We start from the raw sequence: 25,467 nt of genomic DNA on the forward strand, positions 1-25,467 counted from the left end.
TATGCAAGTATTGAACAGACAGGAAAGAAGCATTTCATTTATATGGTTCCTGTTATTTTTTATCATCACAGTGGGCTTATTTGTATTGGCCATATTTTTTAACTACCAGGTACCAGCGAGGGAAAACGCCTCACTGCGAAAAGAGCTCAGTAGCTTCCGGCAGGAGCAAGCGTTCCAATCGGATTTTCTGCAGAAGCTGGAGAAAGTAAAACATAACCTGGACTCCATTAATCTGCCCAATCAGAATGCGAATTATATGGACCAGGTGATCGCTGCATCCCTGGCGGATATGCGCAATTCTATCCCTAAAGAAGCGGTTACGCATTATGGACTGTATGACAATATCGTACAGAATTGCCTGTCTTTGCAGCAAACCAAACAACAACTGCGCGAATTACAGAATGCGCAGCAAAGTATTGCTGATCTGAAAATGCAGGTGGCTGATCTGAACGCAAAGGTGGAAAGCAAAAGCAGGGACCTGGATAACTGCAGACAAATGATGTTGCTGAATAGCCGCGCTCACTAACGATCATGGGGATATTGGTTTTTCTGATCTAGTGTTAAATTATTTGTTAGGAGTGTTGACCAATCAGAAAAATCATCTTATATTTGGTACTTATAAATCAATAAATACTTTCTAAATTTTATTTCTTTATTGTAACCTTAAAAATTAACCCACATGTCCTTCAAGGCAAAATTTACATCAGGCGGTGAAGAGTACAACGTACAACACGTAGCCTACGATCTCACACAAGAAACAGATGCAACAGGACGCCCATCGGCAATTACCCGTGGCGGACGCATCAAACTGACGGTAGAATCTACCGGAAAAACCGAACTCTTTGAATGGATGGTAAACAACTTTGAAAGAAAAGATGGTTCCATTACTTTCTACAAAAGAGACACTGATTCCAAACTGAAAACGCTGGAATTTAAAGAAGGTTACCTGGTGAAGTTTGAAGAGTCTTTCGACTACGAAAACAAAAACCCAATGGTAATTTCCTTTACCATTTCTGCCCGTGAAATTAGCATGGGTAACGCAAAACATGTTAATGAATGGGTGTAATAACTCCTGACATTATGCAGAAAAAAGCCGGTTCGTATGAACCGGCTTTTTTTGTGCACATAGAGGAAATGTATACCGGGTTATATGCATGAGGTTGATTAATAGTTTAGCCGCCAAAATAGCTGTTGAAACAGATTTTAAAATATCCTATGTATTATTTGTTCATTTTTTTACCGGGTTTTTTCTGTTCATTTTTTGGGTTTCTGTTCATTTTTATATTCTTGCGCGAAAACAGGAGATTTTAAAAACATATTTTTTGATTCTGATGTTTTAAAAATCAGTTCGATAATTACAATTACTTAAATATTCCCTCTGAATAATAGACATATGCTACTAAGTAACAATAGTCCCGGGTATTTTCAAGATATAAACACATTTCGGGGGAGTGGCCATGTTGATGGCTATTTGGGTCAGCAACGATTTAGGAGTAAGGATTGCCATATTGAAAGCCAAGTACCGAATTTAACAACCATTAATTGGGGGATGTAACTTGTTATAACCGTAGACATACGCTGCCATTGATCAAAATATCAGGCATTATTAATCATATCATATGGGATCCAGATTTTACTATTCCGCGATTATCATGTTTATCCTATTAACAGGTTGTTCCAGCTCGAAAAAGCTTACTTACTTCAATGATATTTCCACTGTCAACGGTAGTGACACCGTGAATATCCCGCAGCAGTTAAGGATACAGTCAGGAGATGTTCTACAGATTACGGTCACCACCATTGATAAGGATGTATCAATGATTTTTAATCCCAATACGCTCAATAGCCCCACAGCTGGGGGGAATAATATTGAACAGGGATATGTGGTAGACAGTACCGGTAACATTATTTTGCCCGTAGCCGGGAAAATTTATGTAAAAGGATTAACCACCACCGGTGTCACGGAAGCGGTCAGGCAGGCATTGGAAAAGGAAATACGAAATGTGTATGTGTCTACCAGGCTGCTCAATTTCAAAGTATCCGTACTGGGAGATGTGGCGCGACCGGGATCTTATAAAGTATCGTCAGAACGGTTTACTATCCTGGATGCCTTGAGTATGGCAGGTGACCTCAATATAACGGCTAAACGAAATGATATTATAGTCATAAGAGAAGTGAATGGGGTGAAGAACTATGGAACCGTAAATCTCAACGATGCCAAAACACTGAGTTCTCCCTATTACTACCTGGGCAATAATGATGTGGTGTACGTGAAACCCGGACCCAATAAGTCCTTTAGTTCATCAAAAACATTATTGCTGTTACCTGCGATACTGAGTTTTATTTCTCTTGTTACAACGATCGTTATTCTTCGCAAATGAAACATGTTGTTATGGCGGATAGAAATACAGTCAATAAAAATGGCGTGATTGACTTGAACGATTTTCTCCGGAAGATCGTCTTTCACTGGCCTTTGCTGATCATTATATCGCTGCTGGCTGTGGGCGCTGCATTTGCCTACCTGAAGTACAAAAAGCCCATGTATTTGTCCAGCACCAAAATTTACCTGAAAGACGAGAAGAAGCCCGGTGGAGAGGAAATGGACATGTTAAAATCGCTCTCGCTGTTCAATAATAATAAGAATATTGAAAATGAAATGGAGGTGCTGAAGTCCCCAATACTATTGGAGAAAGCCATCCAAAGCAATCATTTTAATATCCGGTATTTTAAAAAAGGAGCGGTAAGGGATGAAGAAATATACAACCCCAATTTTTTAGGGATTCAGTTGTTGACCGATAGCAGCAACGTAGGGAATTATTCTTTTGATGTGACACCCGGCAGTGATTTCCTGAAAGTAAAATATTTTGATGAAGATGATCACCTGGTAACACAACTGCAGGTGAAGTCGGGCGAACCTTTTATAATGAATAAGGATAAATTCAGTATCCGCTACACACCGGATGAACAAGGGCCGATGGGTAGTTCTTTTCGCATTGTAGTAGATTCTGTGATGGACCTGGCATATAAAAAGATAGAACATATTGGCACCAGCCTCGTAAATAAAGATGCTACTGTAGTCGTAGTAACCTATGAAGACCAGGTGGCCGACAGGGCCGCAAAGTTTCTCAATGCCTTGCTGGAAACCTACAACCAGTATACATTGGATGATAAAAATAAAGTGGCTTTAAAAACCATCAATTTTCTTACAGTGAGAATTGATTCCCTCCGGGAGGAATTGGGCCTGTTGGAAAAGCAGGAGGAAAGCTTCAAAGTACAGCGCGGCATCACAGATATAGAGGCCAGTTCCAAGCTGGCACTGGAACAGGTAAAAGATGCAGATGTTCGCCTGAATGAGGCAAATATGCAGCTGTCTGTGGTGAATCAGGTGGAGAATTATATCAATCATCCAGGCAGCGATTATCCATTCGCCCCCGTTAGTACAAGCGTTGATCAAACATTGACTTCCCTGATTAATCGCTATGAAGAAGGCTTGAAAGAAAAGAGACGATTATCTCTTTCTCTTCAGCCTACCAGTAATATCCTGCAAAATCTGGACGCACAAATAGAAGATTCCCGGAACACTATCCGAAATTATATCGCAGGTTATAAAAGAAATGCCGGTGTGATACAACAAGGAACCCAGACCAAGGTGAACGAAATCATGGGTAAAATCGCCAACATTCCGGCTTATGAACGGGAATATATCAATATAAAAAGACAACAGGGCGTAAAAGAAAATCTCTATTTATACCTGTTAAAGAAAAAGGAAGAAGCATCGGTATCTTACGCCAGTAATGTTACGGACAATAAAATTATTGCGCCGGCTTTTGTTCCGCAAAAGCCTATTTCACCCAAGAAGTCATTTGTCTTTGTCGGGTTTATAGCCGTGGGCCTCGTGCTCAGTATCGCTTACATCTATCTCAAGTATTTCCTCAACCCACGGGTGCTTACCAAAAAAGAAATTGAACAGATATTTGACCTTCCGGTAATGGCTGAAATATTTCAGCAACACGACGATTTGCCTATCATACATGAAATATCTGCACAAAACAGGTCCATTATACAGGAACAGATATTTAATCTGCGTACCAACCTCAAGTTCGTATTGGCAGAACAAAATGGATCTGCTACGGTAATGATCACCTCCAGCGTATCCGGCGAAGGAAAAACTTTTATCTCTGCCCATCTGGCCAATGCCCTGACAGTAGGAGGTAAGAAGGTAGTGCTGGTGGAAATGGATCTCAGAAAGCCTAAACTCTCCAGATCTATTGGGATGGATAACAATATCGGTCTCACTAATTATATCATCGGAAATAAAACAGCTGAGGAGATCATCAAAAAAATCCCCGACAAAGAAGGGCTCTACCTCGTGTCTTCCGGACCTATTCCACCCAATCCGGTAGAACTGATAGAAGGAAAGCGGATGGCGGATTTACTGGGATTGCTGAAGGAGCGGTTTGACTATATCATCATTGATATTTCACCGATTGGTATTGTATCGGATGCGAAAAGTATTTCTCCTTATGTGGATTGTACACTCTTTGTAGTCCGTTACAATTTTACACTCAAATCCAGGTTGTCGGCAGTGGCAGAAAACCTGAATGAAGTATTCCGTCGTAAGAAGGGAATCATATTTAACGGGATTGAGCAGGATGCATTCCACCCGTACGATTATTACGATCACTACGGATATGCAGCCAATAAACACAATAAGGCAAAAAGGGTATCTGTCTTTAAGAAAATAAAAAGGAGAATTGCATAAAGTATTTGAAAATAGTGGCTGGTTACTCGTTGATAAACTGAGTAAATTTTTCCCGGGAATCATCGTCCTGGCAATAATTGCGCGGCATTTAGGTCCTGAAGAATTCGGAATATGGAACTATGCGCTGGCGCTTACCACCATTGTAGGAAGCTTTGCATTACTGGGAATGGATAAGATTGCCGTGAAGGAATTGCTGAATACTAAAACGAGTCCTTCCTCTATTGTGGCGATACTCATTTTTATGCGTATCGTAGCCGGCATTATCAGTATGGTGTTGAGCGTAACTTTTGTGATGCTTTCCAAACCTCACCAGGAGATATATCTTTATTGCACCGTTTTCACGGCATTAACAATTGTGCTGCAATCCTTTGATGTGTTTGATTATTTCTATCAGGCGCAGAACGATGTAAGAAAGGTCATTGTCCCCAAGGTGGTGGTTTTCCTGATTTTTTGTGTCATAAAGCTGTTGGTTGTTTTTACCGATGGAACACTGTCTGATTTTCTATGGGTGACGTTGGCGGAAGGTGTGGTGACTTATACGGTGATCATTGATAATTACCAGCGCCGGTATGCTGCGGGGTGGTTGTCGAACCTCGACTATAAACTGGGGAAGTCGTTGCTGGCACAGGGGTGGCCATTGCTTTTTTCTAATCTGGTGGTGGTGTTGTTTGTAAAAATAGACCTTCTTTTATTGGACATGTTAGGAGCTGCTTCACAGTTGGGAGAATATGTGGTGGCCGCAAGAATATCGGAATTGTGGTATGCTATCCCCGTGATTTTAGCCACTGCCATATTACCAGACCTGATTAACAAGCGGAAAACGGATATAGCCGCCTATTGGCGTAGTGTGGAGAAATGTATCCGTTTATCATTCTGGGCTAGTTTCACCATTTCACTGTTAGTGATGTTACTGGCAAATCTGATTATTCCCCTTTTATACGGACAGCAATATGCGGCAGCTTCCGTTATTCTGATGATACATGTGTGGGCCAGCGTGCCTGTGTTTTTGTGTTCTATGTTTACACAATACCTGATTATTGAAGGCAGCTATAAGATTAATCTCTACGGCAATATAATGGGCCTTATTATCAATGTAGGGCTCAACATTGTGCTTATTCGTCCGTATGGGGGTGTAGGTGCAGCTGTAGCTACCGTAATCGCTTATTCAGCGGTATACCTGGCATTGGTAGCATTTGATAAAAGTGGGAAGGGATGGCTGTTTACCAGGAGAATGTTTAATCCGTTGCTGGCATATGAAGATGTTAAGCGGGCTTATCATTCCCTGAAGTTTTTTGCGCTGAATTATTTTTCTATCACACCTGAAAATTCATGAGCGAATGAGTTGGATGAAGACCATAGCAGTAAAGGCCATTTCCGGCATGTTTCCGCAAATCAGGTATCGCAGAAAGGCATACAGTTCTGAGGGGGAAGACCTGATACTGAAAAGAATTTTTCATCACAAAGTGAAGGGTACCTATGTGGACGTAGGGGCGCATCATCCATTCCGGTTCTCCAACACTTACCTGTTTTATAAAATGAAATGGCGGGGGATTAACATAGACCCGATGCCGGGATCTATGGCTTTATTTGATAAATACCGGCCGCAGGATATCAACCTGGAAATCGGCGTGTCTGCCTCCAGGCAGTACCTGACCTATAACGTATTTAATGATCCGGCATTGAGCACATTTTCAAACGAAAAAGTGACGGAATATAGCCAGGCGCCACAATACCGTGTAATCGAAAAAAAGAAAATTGAAACCTGGCCCTTGTCGGAGATACTGGACGAGCATTTACCGGCTGATGCATCCATTGATTTTCTGACGATCGATGCGGAAGGATTTGATATGGAGGTGTTGCGTTCAAATAACTGGGAAAAATACCGGCCGTCATATGTATTGGTGGAGTCGCAGCCATTTGAACTGGAACACATGGCTGATAGTGAGTTGTTACAGTTTATGCAAGGGTTGGGATATACCGTGTTTGCCAAAACATATTATACCTATTTTTTCAAAAACAGCAGAAGCGAGTATGTCAGAGAATAAGCTATACATACAGTACGGTTGCGGGCCTTTTTCTGCACCCGCGGGTTGGAAGAATTATGACGCTTCTCCGACCTTGAGATTGCAACAACTTCCTGTTATTGGAAAGCTGCTGAAATCCGGTATGCACGTTACCTTTCATGAGGATGTGTTACTGGGAGATATCCGGAAAGGATTACCACGCATCGCGGCAAATTCATGTGATGGAATTTATTGTAGTCATGTGTTGGAGCATTTGTCGTATGAAGACTGCCGCCTGGCGGTGAAGAATACCTGGCAGTTGCTGAAGTCCGGCGGCTATTTCAGGTGTGTGGTGCCGGACCTGGAGTCTGCCAGCCGCCGCTATCTGGAGAATCTGGGCAGTAACGATCAGGAAGCAAATGTGAAGTTCCTGGAAGAAACGATGTTAGGTAAATTAAAAAGGCCGTCTGGATTTAAACAGCTGATGCAACATGCTTTTGGTAACCGGGAGCATTTGTATATGTGGGATCGGATATCGTTGGCGCATGTGCTGAAGGAGGCTGGATTCAGCAGTGTCAGATCATGCAATTATCATGATTGTCCGGATCATATGTTTCATTTGGTGGAAGAGGAAACCAGATTTAATAACGCGGTTGCATTAGAAGCGATAAAGTGATGTTACAGACACCCATTCTTTTTCTTGTATTTAACCGTTTGGAGGAAGTGACGCTGGTTTTCGAACAAATCAGGCAACAACAGCCAACGCGGCTGTTTATTGCTGCTGACGGACCGAGGGCGGCTATACCAGGAGAAGAGGCGTTGTGCATGGCAACACGGGCGTATGTGTTGGAACATATCGACTGGCCCTGTGAGGTGAAAACACTGTTCCGGAGTACTAACCTGGGATGTGGTAAAGCGGTAAGTACTGCAATAGACTGGTTTTTTGAAGAAGTAGAAGAAGKAATTATACTGGAAGATGATTGTGTTCCTGATACTACTTTCTTTTCATTTTGCACAGCGTTGTTGGAACGATATCGGGATCAGCATCATGTAATGCACATTGGCGGTAGTAATTTTCAGCTGGGTACCCGGCGTTCTGAAGCGTCTTATTATTTCTCCCGCCACATACATGTGTGGGGATGGGCTACCTGGCGGAGGGCCTGGAGAAAATACGACTTTTCACTTCGTCCCTACCGTCAGTTAATGAAGAAAAAGAACCTTGATCCGATCGTTAAATATTTCCTGTCCATTTTTCACCGGCACGTGGATACCTGGGATATTCAATGGGTGCTGGTGGTATGGTTTAATAACGGTTGTGGTATTACGCCTGACATCAACTTAGTCAACAATATTGGCTATGGAAAGAATGCAACACATACCCGGCATGTACCGTATTGGTTAGGGAAGATGAACTACGGGAGTATTCCCACCGTCATACATCCGGAAAGTGAAGCCATTAATGACGTGGCAGATAAGTTTACCAGTGACAAAATATTTCACATAGGAACGCTGCCCGTCAGGATTAAAGGTGCATTGCAACAGGTGGGGGTATTGAATAAAATATACAAACGGATTTTTTTGTAAATAAACAACGGATGAATAGGATATCTAAAGCAGGGGATACCTGTGGATGTCAAACGAATCATCAATAATGTCAGGATATGGATGTTGGATATGACCTTTTAATAAGTGACAACATTTATGTGGAGACTTTCAGGGAGAGCATGCCTCTCCTGATTGCCGGTGTATTATTGTATTTATACTATAACAGAAGAATATCTGCCGTTGATTGTTTGCTGTACGCTTTCGCATCCGAGGCCTATTCCATGATCATGATCGGACCAACGTTTACCGGCACCTTTTTTATTGGGATAGCTTTTTTAATAGACCAGCTTCATCAGCTGGTGAGGGGGAAATTGTATATCCGGCGGGAATATCTGTTGTTGCTGGTGCTTCCGCTGATATCCAGTGTTGCAGTGTTTCTGATCATCCAGTTTTATAAAGATCCTTTTTACTACCCGGGTGATAAGTATTATGTTTTTTATACCAGGCCCATTTACTTCTATCTGAAAACATACCTGCCTTTGTTTGCGATAGGAAGCAAAATAGTGCAGGAGAAAGATATTTATTCTTTTGAAGATTTTTTGGCTACGGTAAAAAGAATCACAAAAATATCCTGTGTGATAGCGGGTATACAGATTGTTGCGGAATATACTTTCAGTAGTCCGGACCTGGATGAGATATTGGGATTGCAACGCAGGTATTTGATGGAACAATCCAATGATGCATTTAGTCTCCGTGTGCAGGCATTGTTTTCTGAACCTAAAATGTTAAGTGCTTTTCTGTCGTTGGCCATTCCGGCGTTTTTGAGAGACCGGAATTATAAAATGACCATCATCGCCCTGGTTACCTGTTTGCTGACGGTATCTCAAACCGGATGGATTAATCTGTTGGCGGGAGCGTTGATCTTCTTTGTTTTTAAAGGGGTATCGTCTATACGGGGGAAGGTTATTTTAGCGCTGGCAGCTATTGTAGGGCTTTTCATGGGGGTGGCCAGTTCCCGGGAATACTTTATTAAGCAGTATACGGAGAATCAGAAAAGCGCGGTGTATCAACTGGTGTTTAAAAGGTCGTCTTATCGTTATAATACTGAAATATGGGGAAAGAACAACATCATCCTTGGGATGCCGTTGCAAAGGGATTTGGAGTTACCCGTAGTGGATTTTTTGAAAGATGAACCTTATTTGTTGTTATCAGGATATGGTGGTGGTAACAGTACTTTTATTCCGCCTAAATATTTCTTTGGACAAATGAATTACGATAACCGGGTAGCGGGTGTTGGCGGTAACAACCTCAATATGCGCTGGTTTTTTATACTCGCGGAGTTTGGAGGGATTGCCCTGGTGGCTTACTTCCTGGTATTAATGAAGCGTAACGGCAACAATAGTGCATTTCAGAATAATTACCTGGCATTTGTAGCGGTTTGCTTTTTCTTTAGTCAGATAGATCTGATTATGATTATGGTAACCATGTTAAGTGCTTATGGTGGAAGCGAACCTCAAAATAGCGAAGTAAATGAATCGACTGAGCAGTACCATATGGGGATGTAAGTTTCGGTTGATGCTGTTATATCATTATCTCGTGAGTAATAGTATCCGGAGCAGAACATCCCTGCGTGAGATGGTGAGTCATCTGTTCTCTCCTACAATGAAGGCTGTGGCGGCGAGGGAGTCTGAGTTGGTGAAAGAAAATGATCAGTACAAGTATTTCCGGATCAGGGGGTACAATGATTTGTTTGTGTATCCTGCTACTGCGCCGATGTATAGTCTGGCCATGGTGTTGTCTGAGTCGCGGCCCTGGCACTGGCATTATTATGAAATTCCACAAACTGCGGTGGTAGCAGGTGATGTGGTGGTGGATTGTGGCAGTGCTGAAGGGTTATTTGCTTTCCGGCATCAATACACGGCTGGGCACATTTTCATTATGGAGCCGTTGCCGTTGTTCCAGGATTCTCTGAAAGTACTTTTCGGGCAGAATAAAGCCATCACTATTTTACCAGTTGCGGCCGGAGATACTTGTCAGCAGGCATATCTGTCCATGACATCGGAGAATACCGCACTGGATGCTACTATCCAGACGACTGCCGGAAATGGTCATGCGCTGAAGGTGAATGTGGTAACGATCGATAGCTTGTTTGCCAATCGCGGAATTAAAATTGACTATCTGAAAGCAGACATAGAAGGGTTTGAGGAACATATGATTCGTGGTGCATTGGAAACGATTCGTATCAGTAAACCTAAAATTGCGATCACGACTTATCATAAGGGACAAAATTATCACACACTGATTGATCTCATAAAAGGAGTGGTACCGGAGTACAATCACCTGGTGAAGGGGATACATTACTTAAGCGGTAATCCTGTTATGCTTCATATGTGGTTATAATGAACAAGGAGCTATGCAATTATTTCTGGATAATCTGGTTTTTTCAATTCAGCGGAGCGGTGGCGTATCCGTTTACTGGTATGAATTGATTACTGGTATTTGCAAAAGTGATTTGTCTGTTAGTTTTTTGAATGCAAGGAAATCATCCACGAATATTTTCGAACAAAGAATAGATTATCGTGGTTTTGATTGCATCCGGGAAAGCTGGATACCAGATAAATATTTGCGGTATCTGCCTGTTCGTTATCCTATTCCATCCGGCGCTGTTTTTCACGGGGGATACCTGCGTGTTGCGCCACGGAAGGATGTGCTGAATATTCTTACCGTGCACGATTTTGCACATGAGAAAAAGCTGGCTACGGCCTTTCCGAGGGCCTGGGCTAATATCCGGCAGAAAGCATACGGTATTAAACAGGCCGATGGCATTATCTGTATTTCAGAGAATACGCGGAAAGACCTGCTGCATTTTTATCCGGATACAGATCCGGACCGCATCAGGATCATTCATCATGGTATTGCAGATGATTTTTATCCGATATGGAAACGTCTATTAACACAGGAAACGTTACCGGTGTCTCCGGACATGAAATATATTTTATACGTGGGTGCAAGAAGGAACTATAAAAATTTTTGGGTGGTGACGGAAGTCATGCAGCAACTACCGGCTGGTTTTCACCTGGTGATAGTAGGTGGTGAAACATGGACGGATAAAGAGATGCAGGATATCCCTACTAAGCAGCGGGACCGCTATCACATTTTACAAACGGTGAGCGCAGCTACTTTGAATCTGTTATATAACCATGCGTTTTGCCTGCTGTATCCATCTGCTTATGAAGGATTTGGATTCCCTCCGGGAGAAGCAATGAAAGCGGGTTGTCCCGTGGTGGCAGCCAATATGTCGTCTGTTCCGGAAGTTACAGGGAATGCGGGATTACTGGCTAATACCATTGATGCCGCGGCGTTTCTGGAAAAAATCAAATTACTGGAAACCACGCATTGCCGGGAGAAAGTGATTGCGTCAGGCTTGGAACAGGTAAAGAAATTTACCTGGGATAACAGCGTTGCGGCAACCATCCGGTTTTATAAAGATTGTTGGCATCATAAATTTTCGAGATGAGCTTATTGTTTAAAATATCTGATACGGTAAAAGTGTTCCTGAAGTCGGGGAGAGGTATTTCATCTATGTTGGAAAAGGGGGCTTCCGTGGCTTCTACGCAAATACTACATAATTGCCGGCATTATATTCCACAATTGAATACGTTGTTGGATGCAGGTGCTAATCAGGGACAGTTTGCCTTGGCTGCCAGTCATTTTTATCCGGGTTGCTACATCCATTCGTTTGAGCCGCTACCGGAAGTGTATCCTTTATTGCAACAGAACACCCGCAAAATAGAAAAGATTCGTACATATAATTACGCATTGGGTAGTGCTGCGGGTACCCTGATATTTTATAGCAATGCTTATTCACACGCCAGTTCCGCATTGCCGATGTCTGACTTACAGCAGCACCTGATTCCCGGAACAGCGAAGGTAGAGCAAATAACAGTAGACGTAAAGCGGTTGGATGATATCAGCACGGAGCTTGCTTTGGTGCCACCGGTATTGCTGAAAATGGATGTACAGGGGTTTGAAAAAGAGATCCTGAAAGGAGCTACCAACTGTTTGCATCAGATCGATTACCTCCTTTTTGAAGCGTCTTTTGTGCCCATGTATAAAGGAGAACCGCTGTTTGATGAAATGCACAGCTTTGTGAAAGAATTGGGATTTGAGTTCATAGCGCCGGTAGGATTTTTACAATCAGAACAATTACAGATCCTTCAAATGGATCTTTTATATAAGCGGAAACATTAGATACAACAACACGGATTTAGGTGTTGAAAATGGGTTAGCTCATGAGAATAGTCATTAATGATCACTCGGGACATGCTTTTCCATTACAGCTAAGCCGGCAGCTGGCTGATAATGGACACCAGGTATTGCATGCTTATTCTACTTCGTTTCAGTCGCCTAAGGGAGACTTTTCCGCAGTAGATACAAACGGAAATCTAACGGTGTTGCCCATTACTATCAAAGGTGTTTTTGATAAGTATTCGTTATTGAAACGAAGGAAGCAGGAAATCGAATACGCGCGGCAGCTGGCCTTACAGCTGGAGACCTTCCGGCCGGAAGTAATATTGAGTGGAACAACGCCACTGTTTGTACAACAATATCTGCAGAAATATTGCCGGCAGCGGCAAATTAAATTTATTTACTGGTGCCAGGATATCTACACGGTAGCCATTCAACAGATTGCGCGGAAGAAGTTGGGTGCTTTAGGATTCCCGATCTGGTATTATTTCAGAAAACTGGAGTCGGGGCTTTTGCGTAATAGTCATCATATCGTTAGTATCACCAGTGATTTCAATCATATTTTTCGGCAGTGGAAGGTGCAATTGGAAAAGGTGACCTGTATCCCCAACTGGGCGCCTATTTCAGAGATCATGCTGGTGGAAAAGAATAATGACTGGGCAAGAAAATATGGTCTTACAGATAAGACCTGCCTGGTATATTCAGGTACGTTGGGGTTAAAACATAATCCTGCGATACTGGTGGCTGCCGCCCGTCATTTCCGGAAACATAATGGGGTGGTTTTTATTGTTATTTCAGAAGGATTGGGCGCGGACTACCTGCAGAAAGAAAAACAACGGCATGCGCTGGATAATCTGTTGGTACTTCCTTTTCAGGATTTTAAACAAATGAGTGAAGTGTTGGGCACCGCAGATGTTTTATTGGCTATACTGGAAAAGGAAGCCGGTATTTATTCGGTGCCATCCAAAGTACTGACGTATCTGTGTGCACAGAAACCAATTGTGGTAGCGATGCCACTGTCTAATTTAAGTGCCACTATAATACATAATAACCAGGTTGGATACTGTGTATCACCGGATGATGAAAAGGGCTTCTGTAACGCCCTGGAATTGCTGGTGGATAACAAAACATTGCGCGGCAAAATGGGACAAAATGGAAGGGCGTATGCGGAGAGAACATTCGATATACAGCGAATTGGGAATGAATTCGTGGAAATATTTAATAAAACCATTGAAGTAGCGGCTATTTAACCTAATTCATTTTAGGAGTTTTTCAATTCATTCATGCTATGAAACGTATCATCACCATCAACTTCTTTGTAAGATTGATCCTTGATTACATCGTGCTGACGGCTTTTTTTCTGTTTACCCGCGAATATATCGCCGTTAAAGGAGATGTATTTATGTCGCCATTTAATTTCCTGTTGCTGGGATTAAGCATTTTTGCCTGGACTATCATCGGGTTGTTTATGCATTTGTATGATGATTTCAGAACGAGATCATTTTCCTTTGAGTTTATAGCGATTCTGAAGACAGTTTTATTGCACGGTTGTTTTTTCACTTTTTTGTTTTTCTATGTCTTCAAATTTTATCCATATCCGAGAACATTTACACTATTGTATACCAGCTTGATTTTCGGTGGTATTGTAGTAGCTAAATTCACCATCAAGCAAATCCTGCTGCAGTTGAGAACGGCTGGGTATAACATCAAAAATGTGTTGATCATTGGAGCGGGGGAAACCGGTTGGAGCTTCTATAAAACCATGCGGGCGAATGATCATTTTGGCTATCGCTGTGTAGGGTTTTTAGATGATGAACGTATGGCAATGCTGAATGGGCAGTACCTGGGCAAAATAGCGGATTTGCCTGGCATCCTGCAAAGTACGGACATCGACGAAGTGGTGGTCGCTATCCCGGGAGGGCACAATGATAAAGTAGAGAAAATTATTGTCGCCAGTGAGAAAGAAGCCAAGCGGGTGAGGATCATTTCGGAATGCCACCGGTATTGTACGCCTACTGCCAGTATGCACTTCATGGGAAGCTTCCCTTTATTCACTGTGCGGACTTCTCCTTTAGATGATATTACCCTGCAGCATTTTAAGCGGTTGTTTGAAATGGTGTTTACCATCGTGTTGTTTATCACGGTGTTTAGTTGGTTATTCCCGATTATTGCGCTGCTGATTAAGTTGACATCAAAAGGCCCTGTATTCTACAAGCAGGAAAGATGGGGACTAAAAAACAAGCGTATTTCCTGTTATAAATTCCGTTCCATGGTAGTGAATAGTGATGTAGTAGATGAGCATGGACACTATTTACAGGCTACCTCCCGGGATGCGCGKGTAACACCACTGGGCAGAATACTCCGTAAAACAAACATCGATGAATTACCTCAGTTTATTAATGTGTTAATGGGAGATATGTCCATTGTAGGTCCCCGTCCTCATCCCATACCATTACACGATGAATCAAAGAATGTGATTCAACATTACATGTTACGGCATTTGGTAAAACCTGGAATTACAGGTTGGGCGCAGGTGAATGGCTGTAGGGGGGAAACGAAAGAACCCGGCAAAATGCAGCGGCGTGTAGACCTTGACTTGTGGTATATAGAAAATTATAGTTTCTGGCTCGATTGCCAGATTATATTCCAAACCATTATGAATATGATAAAGGGAGACAGGAATGCTTATTAGTCGGGTTATTGCCTGATGGCGACAATATTCTGAAAAGCGAATATTTCAAATTCTGTGGTATTATAAGTACCCAGTGGCAGCAATCCATTGGGTAGCAGCCGGTAGAAGTCGTAGTTAGGCAGGATGCCTTTAATGTCTCTGAAAAAAGTCCTCGAAATAACATTCATCTCATTGAACTCTATCTGAATTACATCTGCCAGTCCCTGGCGAATGGTATTAGCAGCTCCTTTCAGCACATTGAGTTCATTTCCTTCCGTATCAATTTTCAGGAGTGCAATCCGTTCTATCTGATGTTTGGCAACAAAGTCGTCTATGGTGGTGAGCCGAATAACAACACCCTCTGCCTGGCTGTGGCGGAGGGTGCTGAAAACATCTTCATACATGCTGGCGTGTTCAGAGCCGCCATCCCCACTATAGTCGTAAATGGTAGTGGTGGTAGCCAATTCACCGGCGCCTTCCGGAACTGCGGTAAACTGATGTGTGCGGGCAGTTTCTTCCAGTTTCTTAAATGCCACCGGATGTGGCTCGAATGCAAATATGGGGAGTGATATATTATTTTTCCGAAGCATCACGGTGTAGTTGCCAACGTTGGCGCCCACATCCAGTATTACGCCGGAATGCAATTTCCGGTTCCGGATAAGATAACGGATAAATGCCCTTTCACCGGACACGCTTTCATTTTCAAAATTGCGGATACCGAGTCCACACATACTTAGTTTGTAGAAGTATAAATTGAATCTGTAAAATGCTTTTCTGGCAAACAGCCATACGTACACTCTTTTCACAGATTTTACCAACTTTGCCATCCGGAAATTATTATGCAGTGAAAGTTATCAGAGGGAGCTATATTGTCGCTGATAAATATACTCATAATACATGCATGAGTAGCTGTTCACTTTATTCATTCCGGAAAACTAAGATAGTTTTATCCAATCGCCCTGTTCAGGTATGATAGCCGACAGTCCTGCGGCGCTGACTGCTTGTGCCAGTGCTTTCCGGGTTAAGAAACAGTGATTGATGGCTTCCATATGCACCGCAACGACCTTGCTTTTTGCCGGATGTTGTATGGTGGTAATCACATCGGCGGCAGTCATTGTAATAGGATCACCTTGCAGGAACTGTGCTGCGCCGGCATTCACTACTACATAATCAGGTTGGAAGGTATTCATCGCTGCATTCACTTCTTCACACCAGATAGTATCGCCGGCAATATAGAGTGTCAGGTGTTGTGCCTGTAATACAAAGCCGGAAACCGGCGCCATTTTTTTGCCAATTTCGCCGGTGCCATGCTGGCCGCCGGTACGGGTGATGGTGGTGTTTTCCCATACCACAGCAGTATCTACCGGGTGCAGGTTGGTAAAGCCCTGTTCCGTGAGTGCGGTTACATCTGCAGGCTGACAAAATACCGGCAGGTGTTTTGGCAATATGGCCTGCGCCGTAACGTCCCAATGATCACGGTGACGATGGGTAACGATGATGGCATCCAGGGTAGCCAGTAATTCATTCAGGGCTGCTTCGCTGACAGGGAGATCAACCAGTGGGTTACGGAGGGTGTTAGCGGCGTTGACAACGGTATCGAGACTGTCTTTAGCGCCCAGCATAGGATCAACCAATATCCGCTTATTATTCCATTCTAATAGCAATGTGGCATTGCGTAAAAATTGTATGCGCATGGTCATGAATTTAAGAATGGAATAAAGGTATTAATTAATCGCCCACCATATCCACAAAATATATAAGGGTTGAAACAATAATCTGCTCCAGGTATACCAGGGTTTGGCCGGTAATCCACCCGGTGCAGGCAGCTGTTGGATGGCTACACGAATATTGGCGGGAAACATGGCTACCAGGAGAATCATTAATCCCCAACCAGCATAATATTGTGTGGCTGGAAACAACAAACCTATGCCCAGTAACATTTCCAGTACACCGGTAAAAAGAATGAGAAAGCAGGGGAATGGAAACCAGCCTTCAATCATGTAAATAAGTTTATCTGGTTTTGCGAGGTGGAAAAAACCAATCAGCAGGAACATAACGGCAGCGGATATACGCGCATCGAAAGAGAATATTTTCAATATCTCGATCGAAAAAATATAACCAATCGCCAGTAACAAAAGCGCAATACTGCATAAGCCGGAAAAGAAAGCCATTTGTAGATCATTTAGGATACAAAGGTCTGCATCTCCCCGGCAAATACCGCTAACAAATGTTAGTTAATCCGGCTGGCTCATATTTTTACGGATGCGACTCAAGCTCTCTGGTTCAATGCCCAGGTAAGAGGCGATCTGTTTGATGGTTATATGCTGGATCACTTCCGGGTGTTCCCGCAGCAATTGTGCATACCTTTCCTGCGCAGTTAACTGAAGGAAAGACAGTTCCCGGTTGTATTTCTGAAGGTACTGGTACTCCGCCATCAGCCGGCCAATTTTCTCCGCTTCATGGGAGGTAGCATAGAGTGCCTGCAAATCGTCGTAAAAGAAAGCATAGCCGGTTACGGGCGTAATGGCCTGTTGATATACTGCCGCTGGTTGCTGGGTAATAAACGAGGCATAAGAAGCGGTAAAAGATCCGGGGAAGGCAAAGTCCATACTGATTTCTTTGCCCTGGTGCAGCGTAAATACCCGCACAATCCCCGTTTCAATAAAGAAAATAGCATGGGAGGTTTTCCCTGCCTCAGAGAGATAGCTTCCTGCCACGAAGGTAACCGGCTGCAGGATTGCCTCAAAGGATGTCCAATCTACCATGGAAGCTTTTAGCAATGCCTGCAGCTGTTCGCGTATTCTTTTAGTATCTGGCATTAAGTTTTTCTCAGTTGAATAGATTGCACAAAATGATGATGTCCTTTTTCCAGGATCAAACTGGCCCGATAACGGGTAGGCGCAATGTTTTGTTCAAGGTTAGGTTTGTTGATATCATCCCAGATTTGTGTGGCTAATTCCACGGTGGCGGTATCGGAGAGATGCGCATAGCGGTGGAAGAAGGAATCCGGATTCTGAAAGGCGGTTCTGCGCAATGATTCAAAACGGGCAATGTACCATTTGCGGATATCTTTTTCTGCCGCATCTACATAAATGCTGAAGTCGAAGAAATCAGAAACGAAAACGGCGGGATCTTTTTGTTGTTGCCGTGGACGTACCTGTAATACATTCACACCTTCTACAATCACGATATCCGGCTGCTCTATCCATTGTAGTTGCCCCGATAATATGTCGTACTCCAGGTGTGAATACAGTGGCGCTGCTACTTTCTCTTTACCGGATTTTACATCCGCCAGGAAATGTATCAGCCTTTTGATATCATAACTTTCCGGGAAACCCTTACGGTTCATGATATTCCGGGACTCCAGTACTTTATTCGGATACAAAAATCCATCTGTGGTCACCAGGTCTACCCGTGGATGATTAGGCCATGCCTGTAATAATTTTTGCAGCACTCTGGCGGTGGTACTTTTTCCTACCGCCACGCTACCTGCAATGCCAATGATATAAGGTACTTTATGCGCCTGACTGCTTAAAAAATTGCTGGTGGCAGTATGCAGTTTTTGCGAGGCGGTAACGTATAAATTTAACAGGTGCGCCAATGGAAGATATACCTGTGTAATTTCTTCCTGTGTAAGTGGTTCGTTCATGCCATGCAGCGCTTCCAGGTCGTAGTCCTGCATTTGCAGCAAAGCATCACCGCTTCGTTCTGCCCAGTCTTTACGGGAGAAACTGATATAGGGAGAGTAGCGGTCGCGTTTCAGAGAAGTGGTCATTGTACTAGCTGTTAGCTTTTAGCTGTTAGCCATTAGCAAATGCAGCGGAGATAACGATTGGTTATCTGTCGAGGCTGTAGCTATTAGTATACGCAGCAGGAGCAAATGTTAGTCTTCGCTGCATTTACTAAAAGCTAAAAGCTAATGGCTAAAAGCTTTATTGTTGTATATAGACAGTTTTTATGTTCAAAAATTCGTGTGCCCCTTCCAGTGATAGTTCGCGTCCGTAGCCCGATTGTTTTACGCCGCCGAAGGGCAAACGTGCATCAGAGCGTACCATGGCGTTGATAAAAACGTTACCGCTTTCTATCTGAGTGGCTAGTTTGGCTGCTTTATCGAGGTCGCTGGTCCATAGAGCAGCGCCTAATCCAAAAATGGTGTCGTTGGCGAGGGCAATAGCATGTGCTTCGTCCTTAGCTTCTATGATAACGGCCAGTGGGCCAAATGTTTCTTCCTTGAAAGCTGTCATTTGATTGGTTACCCCGGTTAGCAGTGTGGGTGCAAAGTTACAGCCTTCATACGTGCCGCCCAACTCCAGCTTTGCGCCCTGGCTAATGCTTTCCTGTAGCTGCCTCGCGAGATCTTTTGCCAGGTCCGGACGCGCCATAGGCCCCATGGTAGTGGTTTCCAGGGAGGGGTCGCCTTGTTTGATATCCTGGATAACGCGTTTTACCGCTGCGGTAAAGTCGGCCACTATTTCTTTTTCCACAATCCAGCGTTTGGCAGCAATGCAGGATTGCCCGGCATTTTGCATGCGGCCTTGTACGGCTGTTTTAGCAGCTGCTTCGAGGTCTGCATCTTTCAAAACAATAAAAGGATCACTACCTCCCAGCTCCAGTACGGTTTTCTTGAGATATTGACCCGCCAGCGCCGCTACACTTTTACCCGCTGGTGTGCTACCAGTGAGCGTAACGCCCTGCACGCGGTCATCTGCAATAACAGGGGTAATGTCTTTGGAAGATACCAGCAGCGATTGGAAAGTGCCTGCCGGAAAATTACTGTCGGAAAATATTTTTTCGATGGCCAACGCGCAGCCGCTTACATTGCTCGCATGTTTCAGCAGACCTGTGTTGCCTGCCAGTATATTCGGAATAGCAAAACGGAACACTTGCCAGTAGGGGAAATTCCACGGCATGATCGCGAGTATAATACCTTTGGATTCATAAGATACATAACTTTTATATGCATCAGAGCGGATCGGTTTTGGCTGCAGCATCTCCGTGATGTTTTCAGCATAATATTCCGCGGAGGTAGCACATTTCAATACTTCTGCCCTGGCTTCTTTCAACGTTTTCCCCATTTCCTGTGAAATCAGTGCGGCGTGCATATCTACCTGGTCCTTCATGGACTGTGCCACCTGCATCATCCACTGGCGGCGTTGTTCCAGTGACACCTCCTTTAACTGCTGCCAGGCTTTATGACCCAACTGTAATTTCTGTTCTATTTCTGCAGGCGTATGTGCTGTATATTCAGCGATGGTTTCCTGTGTAAATGGATTAATGCTTGTAAACATACCGTTAGCTTTAAGTAAATAGTCACGCAAATTTACCGTTTTCCACTAAAAGCGAAGTCGTAAAAGCGAACTTGCTATCTTTGCATCGTCAAAAAAAGACAGCACGATTTTATGGCACTTAGCAGATGGAATATATTAATTATGGCCCTTTGTACCGGGCTCATTGTGGCAAATATTTATTATAGCCAACCCTTGCTGGTACTGATGAGCGAAGAATTCGGCGTCAGCGACAGCAACGCGGGACAAGTTACCTTTTTTACACAGGTGGGATATGCACTGGGACTACTATTCTGTGTGCCGCTGGGGGATAAGCTGGAAAGAAAAAGCCAGATTGTAGTGATGACGGTGGCGGCAGTAGGTGCGTTGATAGCAGCCGCCATGTCGGTAAATATCACCATGTTGAAAATAACGGGTTTACTAATTGGTTTTACTTCGGTAGTGCCTCAGTTGATCCTGCCATTGGCGGCAAATCTTTCTGATCCTGCCAGTCGTGGTAAAGTGATTGGTACTATTATGAGTGGTTTGCTGGTGGGTATTTTATTATCACGTACGCTCAGTGGCGTAGTGGGCCATCACCTGGGCTGGCGCGCCATGTTTTGGATTGCAGCCGGTATCAGCGCATTGCTGGCGGTGATTATGATGACTTCCTTTCCTTCCAGTAAGCCGAATTTCAAGGGTACTTACGGCGATCTGATGAAGTCGCTGCTGACGTTGGTCAAGGAGCAGCCCATGTTAAGAGAAGCCTCCGCCATTAATGCCTGTTGCTTTGCAATGTTTGGTATGTTTTGGACGACGGTGGTATTTCTGTTGTCAGATGCACCATTCCATTACACGAGTGAGCAAATTGGATTGATGGGGCTGGCCGCTGCTGCCGGAGCTTTAGGAGCGCCATTGATCGGACGGATTGCGGACAAGAAAAATCCTCGTATAGCCATTGGGTATGGTATCATTTTCTTATTCCTGGGTTACTTTTTATTTTATGCTTTCCGGGCCAATATTATCGGCATCATCGCTGGTATCATTGCGATAGACCTGGGCTTGCAGGGAATCCATGTATCCAATCAAACCCGCATTTATACACTGTTACCGGAAGCAAGGAACCGTTTAAACACGGTGTTTATGACCACCAGCTTTGTAGGCACCTCGCTTGGCTCCGGTATTGGCTTGTGGGTATGGTCTTTTGCACAATGGACAGGCGTTTGCATTGCAGGTACTGCTTTAATTGCCACCGCTTTTCTCATTTATGTGCTGACCTATAAAAAGGAAAATAAGGTTGTCAACGCTTAACCCGGCGCAACATATACATGACTATTGCCAGATAGCCTATCATGCAAAACAGCGCTACTTTATAAGCCAGGTAATAGTTGCCTGAAGTATGTGCCAGGTGTAGAAAAATACCACCTAAAATACTTACGCCCAAAGCAGAAGCAATTTGCTGGATGGTGGAATACACCCCACTGGCAGCTCCTGCTTTGGCGGCAGGCATATCCCACATGGCTACTTTTAATAAGGAAGGCATTAGCAAGCCAGAGCCCATGCCGTAGATGATCAAGCCAGGAAAAATAGCCCAGGGCGTGATCCCATCTCCCTGAAATAAAATTAATTGCAGGACAAAAGCCAGCACAATGGCAACAACACCCGCCTGCAGCAGCCGGACTCCATAGCGTCCTGCATTTTTGATAGACCACAAAGAGGCCGTCAGATAAGAAAGTGTTTGCAATACGAAGTAATTACCGGTTTTGAAAGGAGGGAGATGAAAGCCCGACTGGAAGAAGATGGAGATGATGAAAATATACGCGGTATTCACCCCAAAGAAAAAGAATACGCTGATGATGCCGGTGTTGAAACTGCGGATGCGGAAGAGATCCAGTGGCACCAGCGGGTCCCGTTGCAGGATGCCCATCCGGTATTGATATCGAACGAAAATAATTAATAGCAGTAACGCGAATACCAACATACCGATGGTCCATGCCGGCCAGCCCAGTTCTGTGCCTTGTACAATAGGATATATTAAGAGAGACAGGGCCAGGGTGAGCAAAAGGGTGCCAGGTACATCAAAACGGGTCGATTTATTTTGTGGGGATTCCTGTACAAAGTAGGAGGCCAGTATCATGGCGATGGCGCCGATGGGCAGGTTTACGAGGAAAATCAATCGCCAGCTGTCGTGGATCAGGTGAGAAGAAATGAAGTATCCGCCAAGGAATTGTCCGATGGTGGCGCCGGTACCCAATGAGGCGCCGTAGAAGCCGTAGGCTTTATCGCGGTCGGCGGGCGACTGGAAAGTCAGCTGAATCAATGTAATAGTTTGTGGCACCGTAAATGCGGCAGCTATGCCCTGTAGCAGGCGGGATACGATGAGCATTTCCATGGAGGTGGCAAAGCCGCACATGCCGGAGGTGATGGTAAAGGCGGCCAGTCCGGTGATCAGTACCCGTTTTTTGCCGAGGTAATCGCCGGTGCGGCTGCCGGTGATGAGGAATACTGCGTATCCCAGCAGGTAGGAGGCGATGACCAGCTCCAGGGCGGCGTCTGTGCTGTGAAAATAGCCTTTGATGGCGGGGGCGCTGATGTTAACGATGAAGATGTCTACCACGGTGATGAGTGGCGCCAGCAGGATAACGCCCAGGGTGATCCATGGGTTGGTCGCTGGCGGATGAATATATACAGACTGGTCTGTTTTCATACAAGCAAAATTTTTGAAGCAGTGAAAAGTATATCGCCATCAGCGGGCCGATGGGCGTTTAATTATTAAGGAAAGTATGTTATAGTGTGTTGAGTAGTCGGGCTACTACCTTTTTCGTGTCTTCCATGGGCTTGGCGGACTTCAGGATGTATCCCTGCAGGCCGGCGCCTTCGTAGAGATTGAGCAGCATGTCTGCCATCTCATTTAGTTCATTTTCCGGGAAGTTTTTGCGAATGACTAATAATTGTTCGGCGATAAAGTGCTGGATGGTTTGGCTATGGGTACGTATTTGCACCAAGGCTTCGTCGCTGAGTCCGGGTAGTTCGTAGGCAATGCGGATGAAGGCGCAGCCTTTGAACTGGTTGCTTTGCATATGCTGCAGCCGGTATTCAAAGAGGCCCATAAGCTTGTCTTTTCCCGGGGCCAATGTATTCAGAAACTGCATCCTTAACTCGTGGTTATGGAGGCGGGTTCTGAGCAGATAAGCGGTTAGCAGCGCATCCTTGGAGGGGAAGTGCTGGTACAGGCTGGCCTTGGCGATGCCTGCTTCTTCAATAATCTGGTTGATGCCGGTGGCCAGGTATCCCTGTTCATAGAATAATTCACCGGCAGCATTCAGGATTCTTTCTTTAGCACCATTTTCTTTCATGAGGCAATATTAGGGATTATTTCTCAAAAACAGACAAGTCTGTATGTATTTTTTAAAACCCATAAAAAAAGCAGCGAAGAATACCTTCGCTGCTTTTGCTAAATCCAATTAGCTAATATGTAAATGTTAGTCCACTTTCGTGATCTTCAACATGTTAGTCGGTAAGTGTTCTTTTACTGGTGTACTACCGGTGTTTACGCAAACGTCGCCGGATTTAATGAAACCTCTTTCTTTCAGGATGTTGATCTGATCGAAAACGATATCATCGAGGCTTTCTTCTTCTTCATAGTAGAAGGCACGTACACCCCAGCTGAGGCTGAGCTGATTTACCAGTGATCTTTCTTTGGTGAAGATAAAGAGTGGGCTGCGTGGGCGGTAGCTGCTCAGCATAAAGCCGGTGTATCCGCTTTGGGTCATACCGATGAGGGCATCTGCATCCAGGTCTTCCGCAATTTTACAAGCGTTGTAGCACAGCGCATCGGAGAGGAAGGTAGGAGAGTGGCGGTGAGGGATCAGGTTACGGTTGTAAATGATCGCTTCTTTTTCCACTTCCTGGATGATTTTATTCATGGTTTGAATCACCAGTTCAGGGAACATACCGGTAGCGGTTTCGCCGGAGAGCATTACTGCATCAGCGCCTTCCAGTACGGCATTTGCTACGTCGGTGATTTCACTACGGTTGGGACGGGTGCGGTCCATCATGCTTTCCATCATCTGTGTTGCCACGATAACAGGTTTTGCACGGTGAATGCACTTGCGGATGATATCTTTCTGGATCATTGGAATTTGCTCAACAGGCAGTTCCACACCGAGGTCACCACGGGCAATCATTACCCCATCACTTTCCCAGATGATTTCTTTCAGGTTCTGGATGGCTTCAGGTTTCTCAATTTTAGAGATCACCTTAATTTTAGAATTGCGTGCTTCCAGGCGTTTGCGCAGTACAGCGAGATCTTTTACACTTCTTACGAAAGATAAAGCTACCCAGTCGCATTCGTGATCGATGATGAATTCCAGGTCGATAATATCTTTCTCCGTCAGTGCTGGCAGAGATATTTTGGTATCTGGCAGGTTAAAGCCTTTTTTGGAAGACAGTACACCTGGTAAACTTACTTCAGCTTTGATTTCACCGTTTGCAGTGATTTCTTTTACAACGGTTTCGATTTTACCATCGTCCAGCAAAATTTTCTGGCCAACGCGAAGATCTTTGTACAGGTCGGGATAGGAAACGTAAATTTTTTCCATGTTACCTACCAGCTTCTCATTTACGAAGGTGAGGAGGTCGCCTTTTTTCAGCGGCAGGGCATTGTTTTCGATTTCACCTACACGCAGCTTAGGACCTTGTAAATCGGCCAGGATCGCTACAGTATAAGGCTCAGTTTTGTTGATCTGACGGATGTATTCAATGATGCGTGCTTTGTCTTCATGCGATCCGTGCGAGAAGTTCAGACGGAATACATTCACACCTGCTTTTACCAGGGTGAGTAATCCTTCATAGGTATCACAGGCCGGGCCTACGGTAGCCACGATTTTTGTTTTGTGCGAAGAGTGTTCCCTACCTGCAGCGTTGTCCATCTGCTTGTGGTAGTATTTCGATAGATCCTTTGTACTCATAAGT

At 44.2% G+C, this 25,467-nt stretch carries 24 protein-coding genes; 15 read left to right on the forward strand and 9 right to left on the reverse strand.

The annotated features are described in order from the left end of the window. The first annotated feature begins 1 nt into the window (after position 1). The 14 genes from tssO (at position 2) to AC1DFM_RS18535 (ending at position 15,250) form a co-directional block, all read left to right on the forward strand. Positions 2 to 526: a type VI secretion system TssO gene (gene tssO / locus AC1DFM_RS18470; protein WP_477078222.1), complete on the forward strand. Its 525-nt coding sequence runs from the start codon at positions 2 to 4 to the stop codon at positions 524 to 526. Between the two features lie 153 nt (positions 527 to 679). Next, positions 680 to 1,066, forward strand: coding sequence for a type VI secretion system tube protein TssD (tssD, locus tag AC1DFM_RS18475; RefSeq protein WP_291926631.1), 387 nt, complete (start codon positions 680 to 682; stop codon positions 1,064 to 1,066). Between the two features lie 553 nt (positions 1,067 to 1,619). Next, positions 1,620 to 2,381, forward strand: coding sequence for a polysaccharide biosynthesis/export family protein (locus AC1DFM_RS18480; protein ID WP_477078223.1), 762 nt, complete (start codon positions 1,620 to 1,622; stop codon positions 2,379 to 2,381). After that, a complete protein-coding gene (locus tag AC1DFM_RS18485; RefSeq protein WP_477078224.1) occupies positions 2,378 to 4,762 on the forward strand; it encodes a GumC family protein in 2,385 nt (794 codons plus the stop codon). Before AC1DFM_RS18480 ends, AC1DFM_RS18485 begins: the two co-directional genes overlap by 4 nt. Then, positions 4,755 to 6,095, forward strand: coding sequence for a flippase (locus tag AC1DFM_RS18490; RefSeq protein WP_477078225.1), 1,341 nt, complete (start codon positions 4,755 to 4,757; stop codon positions 6,093 to 6,095). The genes AC1DFM_RS18485 and AC1DFM_RS18490 overlap by 8 nt, the downstream gene beginning before the upstream one ends. A 4-nt stretch (positions 6,096 to 6,099) precedes the next feature. Further along, a complete protein-coding gene (locus AC1DFM_RS18495) occupies positions 6,100 to 6,807 on the forward strand; it encodes an FkbM family methyltransferase (protein ID WP_477078226.1) in 708 nt (235 codons plus the stop codon). Further along, positions 6,794 to 7,441, forward strand: a complete 648-nt coding sequence (locus AC1DFM_RS18500) for a class I SAM-dependent methyltransferase (RefSeq protein ID WP_477078227.1) — start codon at positions 6,794 to 6,796, stop codon at positions 7,439 to 7,441. The genes AC1DFM_RS18495 and AC1DFM_RS18500 overlap by 14 nt, the downstream gene beginning before the upstream one ends. Further along, positions 7,441 to 8,349, forward strand: coding sequence for a hypothetical protein (locus tag AC1DFM_RS18505; RefSeq protein WP_477078228.1), 909 nt, complete (start codon positions 7,441 to 7,443; stop codon positions 8,347 to 8,349). The genes AC1DFM_RS18500 and AC1DFM_RS18505 overlap by 1 nt, the downstream gene beginning before the upstream one ends. 77 nt (positions 8,350 to 8,426) lie before the next feature. Further along, positions 8,427 to 9,875 carry a hypothetical protein gene (locus AC1DFM_RS18510; protein WP_477078229.1) on the forward strand — a complete coding sequence of 483 codons (1,449 nt, stop codon included), beginning with the start codon at positions 8,427 to 8,429 and terminating at the stop codon, positions 9,873 to 9,875. Next, on the forward strand, positions 9,841 to 10,710 hold the full coding sequence (locus AC1DFM_RS18515) for an FkbM family methyltransferase (RefSeq protein WP_477078230.1): 870 nt from the start codon (positions 9,841 to 9,843) through the stop codon (positions 10,708 to 10,710). The genes AC1DFM_RS18510 and AC1DFM_RS18515 overlap by 35 nt, the downstream gene beginning before the upstream one ends. 13 nt (positions 10,711 to 10,723) lie before the next feature. Next, on the forward strand, positions 10,724 to 11,827 hold the full coding sequence (locus AC1DFM_RS18520) for a glycosyltransferase family 4 protein (protein WP_477078231.1): 1,104 nt from the start codon (positions 10,724 to 10,726) through the stop codon (positions 11,825 to 11,827). Next, positions 11,824 to 12,561 (forward strand): FkbM family methyltransferase, encoded by a 738-nt coding sequence (locus AC1DFM_RS18525; protein WP_477078232.1) that lies wholly within the window; start codon positions 11,824 to 11,826, stop codon positions 12,559 to 12,561. Before AC1DFM_RS18520 ends, AC1DFM_RS18525 begins: the two co-directional genes overlap by 4 nt. Before the next feature lie 41 nt (positions 12,562 to 12,602). Continuing rightward, positions 12,603 to 13,808 carry a glycosyltransferase family 4 protein gene (locus tag AC1DFM_RS18530; RefSeq protein WP_477078233.1) on the forward strand — a complete coding sequence of 402 codons (1,206 nt, stop codon included), beginning with the start codon at positions 12,603 to 12,605 and terminating at the stop codon, positions 13,806 to 13,808. A gap of 38 nt (positions 13,809 to 13,846) precedes the next feature. Continuing rightward, entirely contained in the window at positions 13,847 to 15,250 is a 1,404-nt protein-coding gene (locus AC1DFM_RS18535; protein WP_477078234.1) for an undecaprenyl-phosphate glucose phosphotransferase, read from the forward strand. Between the two features lie 5 nt (positions 15,251 to 15,255). Here AC1DFM_RS18535 and AC1DFM_RS18540 read toward each other — a convergent pair whose 3' ends face one another. From AC1DFM_RS18540 to AC1DFM_RS18565, 6 genes are all read right to left on the reverse strand, one after another. Then, positions 15,256 to 16,056: an FkbM family methyltransferase gene (locus tag AC1DFM_RS18540; protein ID WP_477078235.1), complete on the reverse strand. Its 801-nt coding sequence runs from the start codon at positions 16,054 to 16,056 to the stop codon at positions 15,256 to 15,258. A gap of 108 nt (positions 16,057 to 16,164) precedes the next feature. Then, entirely contained in the window at positions 16,165 to 16,923 is a 759-nt protein-coding gene (locus AC1DFM_RS18545) for an MBL fold metallo-hydrolase (RefSeq protein WP_477078236.1), read from the reverse strand. Between the two features lie 30 nt (positions 16,924 to 16,953). After that, positions 16,954 to 17,400, reverse strand: coding sequence for a DoxX family protein (locus tag AC1DFM_RS18550; RefSeq protein WP_477078237.1), 447 nt, complete (start codon positions 17,398 to 17,400; stop codon positions 16,954 to 16,956). A 63-nt stretch (positions 17,401 to 17,463) separates the two neighbouring features. Beyond that, positions 17,464 to 18,048: a Crp/Fnr family transcriptional regulator gene (locus AC1DFM_RS18555; RefSeq protein ID WP_477078238.1), complete on the reverse strand. Its 585-nt coding sequence runs from the start codon at positions 18,046 to 18,048 to the stop codon at positions 17,464 to 17,466. Continuing rightward, positions 18,048 to 19,004, reverse strand: a complete 957-nt coding sequence (gene coaA, locus AC1DFM_RS18560; RefSeq protein WP_477078239.1) for a type I pantothenate kinase — start codon at positions 19,002 to 19,004, stop codon at positions 18,048 to 18,050. The genes AC1DFM_RS18555 and coaA overlap by 1 nt, the downstream gene beginning before the upstream one ends. Before the next feature lie 157 nt (positions 19,005 to 19,161). Then, positions 19,162 to 20,517: an NAD-dependent succinate-semialdehyde dehydrogenase gene (locus AC1DFM_RS18565; RefSeq protein WP_477078240.1), complete on the reverse strand. Its 1,356-nt coding sequence runs from the start codon at positions 20,515 to 20,517 to the stop codon at positions 19,162 to 19,164. Positions 20,518 to 20,628: 111 nt separating this feature from the next. Between AC1DFM_RS18565 and AC1DFM_RS18570 the strand changes: the two genes are divergently transcribed. After that, positions 20,629 to 21,804 carry an MFS transporter gene (locus AC1DFM_RS18570; RefSeq protein WP_477078241.1) on the forward strand — a complete coding sequence of 392 codons (1,176 nt, stop codon included), beginning with the start codon at positions 20,629 to 20,631 and terminating at the stop codon, positions 21,802 to 21,804. Here the strand turns inward: AC1DFM_RS18570 and AC1DFM_RS18575 are convergent. The 3 genes from AC1DFM_RS18575 to pyk all read right to left on the reverse strand — a co-directional run bounded on the left by AC1DFM_RS18575 (position 21,794) and on the right by pyk (position 25,463). Continuing rightward, positions 21,794 to 23,200, reverse strand: coding sequence for an MFS transporter (locus tag AC1DFM_RS18575; protein ID WP_477078242.1), 1,407 nt, complete (start codon positions 23,198 to 23,200; stop codon positions 21,794 to 21,796). The two genes, AC1DFM_RS18570 and AC1DFM_RS18575, sit on opposite strands and share 11 nt — an antisense overlap. Positions 23,201 to 23,279: 79 nt before the next feature. Then, positions 23,280 to 23,849 (reverse strand): TetR/AcrR family transcriptional regulator, encoded by a 570-nt coding sequence (locus AC1DFM_RS18580; RefSeq protein WP_477078243.1) that lies wholly within the window; start codon positions 23,847 to 23,849, stop codon positions 23,280 to 23,282. A gap of 126 nt (positions 23,850 to 23,975) precedes the next feature. Further along, entirely contained in the window at positions 23,976 to 25,463 is a 1,488-nt protein-coding gene (gene pyk / locus AC1DFM_RS18585) for a pyruvate kinase (RefSeq protein WP_477078244.1), read from the reverse strand. Positions 25,464 to 25,467 lie beyond the last annotated feature (4 nt).

Source organism: Chitinophaga sp. 05T412, assembly GCF_056396465.1.

Coding starts and splice junctions, on each gene's coding strand:
- tssD (WP_291926631.1), top strand. CDS start 680: ATGTCCTTCAAGGCAAAATTTACATCAGGCGGTGAAGAGTACAACGTA.
- AC1DFM_RS18545 (WP_477078236.1), bottom strand. CDS start 16,923: ATGCGCATACAATTTTTACGCAATGCCACATTGCTATTAGAATGGAAT.
- AC1DFM_RS18530 (WP_477078233.1), top strand. CDS start 12,603: ATGAGAATAGTCATTAATGATCACTCGGGACATGCTTTTCCATTACAG.
- AC1DFM_RS18525 (WP_477078232.1), top strand. CDS start 11,824: ATGAGCTTATTGTTTAAAATATCTGATACGGTAAAAGTGTTCCTGAAG.
- AC1DFM_RS18515 (WP_477078230.1), top strand. CDS start 9,841: ATGAATCGACTGAGCAGTACCATATGGGGATGTAAGTTTCGGTTGATG.
- AC1DFM_RS18575 (WP_477078242.1), bottom strand. CDS start 23,200: ATGAAAACAGACCAGTCTGTATATATTCATCCGCCAGCGACCAACCCA.
- AC1DFM_RS18510 (WP_477078229.1), top strand. CDS start 8,427: ATGGATGTTGGATATGACCTTTTAATAAGTGACAACATTTATGTGGAG.
- AC1DFM_RS18495 (WP_477078226.1), top strand. CDS start 6,100: ATGAGTTGGATGAAGACCATAGCAGTAAAGGCCATTTCCGGCATGTTT.
- AC1DFM_RS18580 (WP_477078243.1), bottom strand. CDS start 23,849: ATGAAAGAAAATGGTGCTAAAGAAAGAATCCTGAATGCTGCCGGTGAA.
- AC1DFM_RS18570 (WP_477078241.1), top strand. CDS start 20,629: ATGGCACTTAGCAGATGGAATATATTAATTATGGCCCTTTGTACCGGG.
- tssO (WP_477078222.1), top strand. CDS start 2: ATGCAAGTATTGAACAGACAGGAAAGAAGCATTTCATTTATATGGTTC.
- AC1DFM_RS18485 (WP_477078224.1), top strand. CDS start 2,378: ATGAAACATGTTGTTATGGCGGATAGAAATACAGTCAATAAAAATGGC.
- AC1DFM_RS18500 (WP_477078227.1), top strand. CDS start 6,794: ATGTCAGAGAATAAGCTATACATACAGTACGGTTGCGGGCCTTTTTCT.
- AC1DFM_RS18540 (WP_477078235.1), bottom strand. CDS start 16,056: ATGGCAAAGTTGGTAAAATCTGTGAAAAGAGTGTACGTATGGCTGTTT.
- AC1DFM_RS18555 (WP_477078238.1), bottom strand. CDS start 18,048: ATGCCAGATACTAAAAGAATACGCGAACAGCTGCAGGCATTGCTAAAA.
- AC1DFM_RS18520 (WP_477078231.1), top strand. CDS start 10,724: ATGCAATTATTTCTGGATAATCTGGTTTTTTCAATTCAGCGGAGCGGT.
- AC1DFM_RS18550 (WP_477078237.1), bottom strand. CDS start 17,400: ATGGCTTTCTTTTCCGGCTTATGCAGTATTGCGCTTTTGTTACTGGCG.
- coaA (WP_477078239.1), bottom strand. CDS start 19,004: ATGACCACTTCTCTGAAACGCGACCGCTACTCTCCCTATATCAGTTTC.
- AC1DFM_RS18565 (WP_477078240.1), bottom strand. CDS start 20,517: ATGTTTACAAGCATTAATCCATTTACACAGGAAACCATCGCTGAATAT.
- AC1DFM_RS18480 (WP_477078223.1), top strand. CDS start 1,620: ATGGGATCCAGATTTTACTATTCCGCGATTATCATGTTTATCCTATTA.
- pyk (WP_477078244.1), bottom strand. CDS start 25,463: ATGAGTACAAAGGATCTATCGAAATACTACCACAAGCAGATGGACAAC.